This window comes from Alcanivorax sp. HI0044 (assembly GCF_001634945.1).
Map to the genome: position 1 here is coordinate 1 of NZ_LWEZ01001201.1, position 5,109 is coordinate 5,109.

Genomic DNA, 5,109 nt, shown 5'->3' on the forward strand with positions numbered 1-5,109 from the left:
AGCAGATGAGCCGGGAGGACTGGCTGAAGATCCGCAAGCAGGGCATTGGCGCCAGTGATGCGGCTGCCGCCGTCGGCATCAGCCCGTACCAGTCACCGCTGGAGCTGTGGATGATCAAGACCGGACGGGATGGTCTGTTACCCGCCCCTGATCCCAATGACATTAAATCCCCCCTGTACTGGGGCACCCTGCTGGAGCCAAAGGTAGCCGAGGCTTACGCCAAGATCACTGGCAACAAAGTACGGCGCGTGAATGCCGTGCTGCAGCACCCGGATGACGACAAGCCCTGGATGCTCGCCAACCTGGATTACGCTGTCGTCGGTAATGACGATGTGCAGATCCTCGAGTGCAAGACCACCGGACAGTACGGCGCCCAGCTGTGGGCGGACGGGGTTCCCGAGTACATCCAGTGCCAAGTGCAGCATCAGCTGGCCGTCACCGGCAAGCAGGCTGCCGATGTGGCCGTGCTGATCTGTGGTCAAGAGTTGCAGATTCACCGCATCGAGCGGGACGAAGCGCTGATTGCTCACCTGTACGAGCTTGAGCGGGAGTTCTGGCAGCTGGTGGAAGCGGACACCCCGCCGGACCCGGATGGCTCCGACTCTGCCGGGAACGCCCTGCAAGCCCTCTACCCCCAGGACAAAGGGCAAACCTTGGACCTCACGGATAACCCAGCCATGGAGGGCGACTTCAATGAGCTGCTGGATCTGCGGGACACCCTGGGCCGGTTGAACGAGCGAGAGTCCACCCTCAAGCAACGCATCCAGCAGACCATGGGGCTGGCCAGCAAGGCCACCTTCACCGAGGGCTCCGTGACCTGGAAGCGCAGCAAGGACTCCACCAGCCTGGACACGAAAGCCCTGCTGCAGGATCAGCCTGACCTGCTCAAACAGTACCCCAAGCACAAGGCCGGGAGCCGTCGCTTCCTGGTTCGCCCCAATGCTTAAACCTCTACGACTCACAGCATAACAGCCGGGCTTGGCCCGGCTGCGTCTATGCCAGTTGCCATCAGGAGAATCCCATGATCAAAGGACTCGCGATCACCCCACCCGTGATCGGTCGCATCAGCATCGGTCGCATGGTGGAGAAGAACGGCAAGCGTCTGCCCGAGAAAGACGATCAGTTCACCATCACCACCCAGATCCAGACCAAGGAAGGCTGGCTGCCCCACCCGCTGGATGAGGCCCTGCGCCAGGACACCAAGGGCAATAAACTCCGTAGCATCCCAATCACCCTGCCCTTCAACGATCCGGACCTGAATCTACGGGCGGAATACACCTTCTTCGACCGCAAGAGCGGCAGGCCGCTGTGTGCAGGCAACGGGGAGGCATGCCGACGCCATACCGAGAATGGCCTGTCGTCACTAGACTGCCCCTCCCCAGATCTGTGCGACTACGGCAGCCATGGGCTGTGCAAGCCCTATGGCCGTCTTTATGTCCGCATCGGGAATGACGATGAACTGGGCTGTTTTGTGTTCCGCACCACCGGCTATAACAGCATCCGCACGCTGGCAGCACGACTGCGCTACTTCCACGCCATCAGTAGCGGCAACCTGGCCACCCTGCCGCTGGAACTGAAGCTGCGCGGCAAGAGCACTACCCAGAGTCACCGGGCACCGATCTACTACGTGGATCTGACCCTGCGGGCAGATCAGACCCTGAAAGAAGCCGTCACCCACGCCAGGGAGGAAGCGAAGGGGCGAGAGAATCTGGGGATTCACCAGACGGAGCTGGACAAGGTTGCTCAGGCCGGGCTGATGAATGCCTGGTTCGAGTATGGGGAAGATGAGGGGTTACAGGTGATGGAGGAGTTTTCTGGCGAGAGAGCCACTCAAACCAAGGACTCCCTTGCCCAATCGACTTCTGGACTCAGCAATAAGCTGGCAGGCAAGCAGTCTGCCGGTTAATCCAGAAGGGCCTTCAGGCCTTCCTGGCGGCTGCGAGAAAGTTTGCGGTAACGCTTGAGCAGATGCGCTTCAGCTTCACTGCGGACTTCCGCGCCGTAGGCACCCGCAGGATCGGCGATCCCACCCGCTTCATCACCACAAATCAGGTAATCAAGCGAAACACCTAGCACCTGTTTCAGGGCAGGAAGCAGACGAAAGCCTGGAGCGTCACGACCATTCTCCCAAGCGGAAACCGTGGATTTGGTGACATCCAACTCAAAGCCCAACTGTTCCTGAGTCAGCCCCAATGCCAACCGGGCCGCTTTCAGGCGCTTGGGAAAACTCATCACGCCCACTCCACCAAATCAGATGAAGCAACGCTACGGCAGAGCCATACCTGTGTCGTATCGCCTAACTTGACTCGCAAAGTGTCGCACTGCAATACTTTTGCCGTGCCGGGAGCCCGAACCTCGTTCGGGCCTAAATCACGTTGGGGGAACGTGGTCTGTCACAGTCGGCTAGCCAGGACGGTTAGCTGCCCCCTTATGCCTCCCAAAATCACCAAGAAAAATGAAATGAGGTCCAACATGGAAGCAACAGAAACACAGAAACCGTGGTTCTACGAAAGTGCTGGCCAACGCAAAGGCGGGTTTTCTGAACAGGAAATGATCGGCTTGATCACGAGCGGGGAAATCACCCATGGCGCCATTGTCTGGCGCAACGGGCTGTCCGAGTGGACGAAACTGGAAAAGACCGAGCTAGCGGCACACCTGGATAAGACCACGCCTCCCCCTCTCAGTGGGGAGCACGTGAACAATACCATCGTGTGGATTCTGGCCTTTGCGCCACTGATTGGCTTGATCCTCGAATCCATCGTCGCAGGTGTAGCTTACGACGGAAATGAATACCGGATAGAACAAGCCCTCTCGAATGCCGAGTTCTGGTACATCACTCTGGCTCTCAACATCGCCTTGTCATTCTGGGATGAAAAGCGTCTGGAGCAATCCGGTATCGACACCAGCAAGTTCAAAGGAATCACCTGGCTGATCCCCGTTTACCTGTATCAAAGAGCCCAGGCCCTGAAGCACAACCTGGCCTACTTCATCGTCTGGTTGGTTTGCTTCGCGCTGATGCTCACGGTTTAACCACCGAGCCTATACCAGCGATATCGCGCCAACCCCATGAAGGCCTGTCACACATCGACAGGCCGCCTCCTATCAATATCAGAAGAGCCACCACAATGAAGACTCTATCTTTATTGCTGCCTGCCGCGTCCATCTTGCTGGCTGGATGCGCAGAGGAGCCCAACAGCACCTTCGAGGAAAGCATTAACGCCCTGTGTGTTGACCAGATCACGCTGGACGATCTGGAAAACCCAGATTTCTGCGACTGTGTATACACGAATGTCTTGGCTAGCTACTCCGTCACCGTAGGGGTACCACCGGATGACATCTCGTCGGGCGAGGCGCAATCAGCAGTTCAGCCCTTGGTCAGTGATGCCATTGCCACATGCAGAAATGGCTAACTCGCACCAACTCCCATTTATCGACCCTCCCCTTCAATTCATCCCATCATTCACAACATGGAGTTAATCATGAGAAAAATGACTTTCGCTGCGGCCTTGATGGCCATCTCCCTTTCCGGGTGCTCAGACCTCTCTGAAGTCATCGAAGTTGGCACAGCAACCAGGTACACCGGATTCGGTCCGGGTATGGACCCTCAGTTCGTAACCATTCGCAGCCTCGTGGAAGAGGTTAAGATCCAAGAAATCACCGTCAACAGAGGTAAATGCCGCATCCTCAAATACAGCGGGAAAAGCCAACTTCCCAAGACCATCAGCTTTGGAGAAACAGCCAGGATTCAAGTCAACAATGACTGCGACGTCCTGGAGGCTGAGATCGAAACAGATCAAGGGGCCGGCACCTACAGCTTTGGCGGTTAACCACCCCACCCCAATACAGCGGCTCCAGCAAGGGCCGCTGCTTACCTTCTAATCACCCACCTCACGATCCCGCTCTTCAATTCTCTCCAATATCCACGATTCCACCTCGTCAGACACCCACCCAGAGGCTCGCCCGCCCAACTGCACCGGCTTGGGGAAGGCACCCTCACTGGCCAACTTGTAGATGTACGAACGGCCCAACCCGGTGGTGTCCATGACTTCCTTCAAACGCATGATCTTCATGAGACTCTCCTTCAACTCATGAGATAGCGCTCGCCTGTATTTTTTTACTCACTCCTATCTCCGGCTGGTACCGAAGTGTCTGATCCCCATCCCATATTGCTTGGTCTTGGCTTTCGCCAAGTAGCTGATGCGGCTAAACAAACCCGCCACCTCAGCTTCCCCACCAGCTGAACCCACATTGACTCGGTATACGCAGCTGTAGGGGAAGTGAACCAATCCACTGCCCTCATCTGGCCCCAACCCGACGGCTCGTGACCACGCCTTCACAATGCGCTCGGCAAGGTTCTTCGCTGGCCTGTCCGCCAGCGAGTCTCGCGGCACGTCCGGATCAGGCATTGCAGCCCCTTCCCCCTTCGCAGAAGGCAGGCTCCCTAGCTGCCGGTAAGTATCCTTGTTAAAGAACAGGCAGACGTGGAAATGAGGTTGATCGCTGCTGTCCTGCTCTCGTACCCAGATATACCGGACAGCGGTGTCATGGACCCGCTTACCTTCGCTACGTCTACGATTAACGTCAGCTTTTATTTGTTCTCGCAACGAGCTGATAAATCGACCCATCACAAACTCCAGCTGAAAGGGATGACGCTCAGGCAGACGCAGATCGAGTCTCACAGCCAACGTTCGAGGGTGTTCAGACAATGACCAATCCAGGGTCTCTTTGAAGCGGTACAGGTATTCATGCACTAAAGGTCCATGCTGAAGCTGGACCTCATAGCCATGCCAGGAGCCTGTGTGGTGTAGGGAAAGATTGGTGTTAAGAGGGTGCCGGTTAATCATTAATTTCTCCTATGAGAATTGTTTGCTCATAGGAGATGCCTGTGTGTAACTTTCGACCGGCACCAAGGTGGATAAATAGCGCTGCCCGGCTTTAGGGAGCCGGACAGCTAATAATCCTGATTGGGTATCCCAGCCTTCAACAAGTGGGCTGGATGGAAAACCCTATATATCTATTACCGACAAGCCAATGCTGGCCAACGCCATGCACAATCAAGCTCTTATGATCATGAAAACTATCATTTTAAAATACCCAACCCCTTGTTTT

Annotated in this window: 8 protein-coding genes; 5 read left to right on the forward strand and 3 right to left on the reverse strand. The window is 56.2% G+C overall.

Annotated elements, in window-relative coordinates:
* A partial coding sequence (locus A3730_RS16440; RefSeq protein WP_197477501.1) for a YqaJ viral recombinase family protein occupies positions 1-947 on the forward strand: 947 nt, incomplete at its 5' end.
* Positions 948-1,021: 74 nt separating this feature from the next.
* On the forward strand, positions 1,022-1,906 hold the full coding sequence (locus A3730_RS16445; protein WP_063520882.1) for a hypothetical protein: 885 nt from the start codon (positions 1,022-1,024) through the stop codon (positions 1,904-1,906).
* Here the strand turns inward: A3730_RS16445 and A3730_RS16450 are convergent.
* The gene (locus tag A3730_RS16450) at positions 1,903-2,232 is read right to left on the reverse strand and encodes a helix-turn-helix domain-containing protein (protein WP_082872222.1); all 330 of its coding nucleotides are present in this window, start codon (positions 2,230-2,232) and stop codon (positions 1,903-1,905) included. The two genes, A3730_RS16445 and A3730_RS16450, sit on opposite strands and share 4 nt — an antisense overlap.
* A 240-nt stretch (positions 2,233-2,472) precedes the next feature.
* On the opposite strand from A3730_RS16450, the gene A3730_RS16455 reads away from it, so the two are divergent.
* From A3730_RS16455 to A3730_RS16465, 3 genes are all read left to right on the forward strand, one after another.
* Entirely contained in the window at positions 2,473-3,030 is a 558-nt protein-coding gene (locus A3730_RS16455; protein WP_082872425.1) for a DUF4339 domain-containing protein, read from the forward strand.
* 95 nt (positions 3,031-3,125) lie between these two features.
* The gene (locus A3730_RS16460) at positions 3,126-3,410 is read left to right on the forward strand and encodes a hypothetical protein (RefSeq protein WP_063518846.1); all 285 of its coding nucleotides are present in this window, start codon (positions 3,126-3,128) and stop codon (positions 3,408-3,410) included.
* Between the two features lie 69 nt (positions 3,411-3,479).
* Complete coding sequence (locus tag A3730_RS16465) at positions 3,480-3,827, forward strand: hypothetical protein (RefSeq protein ID WP_063520884.1); 348 nt, start codon at positions 3,480-3,482, stop codon at positions 3,825-3,827.
* Positions 3,828-3,875: 48 nt separating this feature from the next.
* Here the strand turns inward: A3730_RS16465 and A3730_RS16470 are convergent, their stop codons facing one another.
* Together A3730_RS16470 and A3730_RS16475 are read right to left on the reverse strand one after the other, a co-directional pair.
* Positions 3,876-4,070, reverse strand: a complete 195-nt coding sequence (locus A3730_RS16470; protein WP_063520885.1) for an AlpA family transcriptional regulator — start codon at positions 4,068-4,070, stop codon at positions 3,876-3,878.
* 54 nt (positions 4,071-4,124) lie between these two features.
* The gene (locus tag A3730_RS16475; protein WP_063520886.1) at positions 4,125-4,844 is read right to left on the reverse strand and encodes an inovirus Gp2 family protein; all 720 of its coding nucleotides are present in this window, start codon (positions 4,842-4,844) and stop codon (positions 4,125-4,127) included.
* Positions 4,845-5,109: the final 265 nt, after the last annotated feature.

Excerpts from the sequence above, each read along its gene's own strand:
- A3730_RS16445 (WP_063520882.1), top strand. The coding sequence starts at position 1,022 with ATGATCAAAGGACTCGCGATCACCCCACCCGTGATCGGTCGCATCAGC.
- A3730_RS16450 (WP_082872222.1), bottom strand. The coding sequence starts at position 2,232 with ATGAGTTTTCCCAAGCGCCTGAAAGCGGCCCGGTTGGCATTGGGGCTG.
- A3730_RS16455 (WP_082872425.1), top strand. The coding sequence starts at position 2,473 with ATGGAAGCAACAGAAACACAGAAACCGTGGTTCTACGAAAGTGCTGGC.
- A3730_RS16460 (WP_063518846.1), top strand. The coding sequence starts at position 3,126 with ATGAAGACTCTATCTTTATTGCTGCCTGCCGCGTCCATCTTGCTGGCT.
- A3730_RS16465 (WP_063520884.1), top strand. The coding sequence starts at position 3,480 with ATGAGAAAAATGACTTTCGCTGCGGCCTTGATGGCCATCTCCCTTTCC.
- A3730_RS16470 (WP_063520885.1), bottom strand. The coding sequence starts at position 4,070 with ATGAAGATCATGCGTTTGAAGGAAGTCATGGACACCACCGGGTTGGGC.
- A3730_RS16475 (WP_063520886.1), bottom strand. The coding sequence starts at position 4,844 with ATGATTAACCGGCACCCTCTTAACACCAATCTTTCCCTACACCACACA.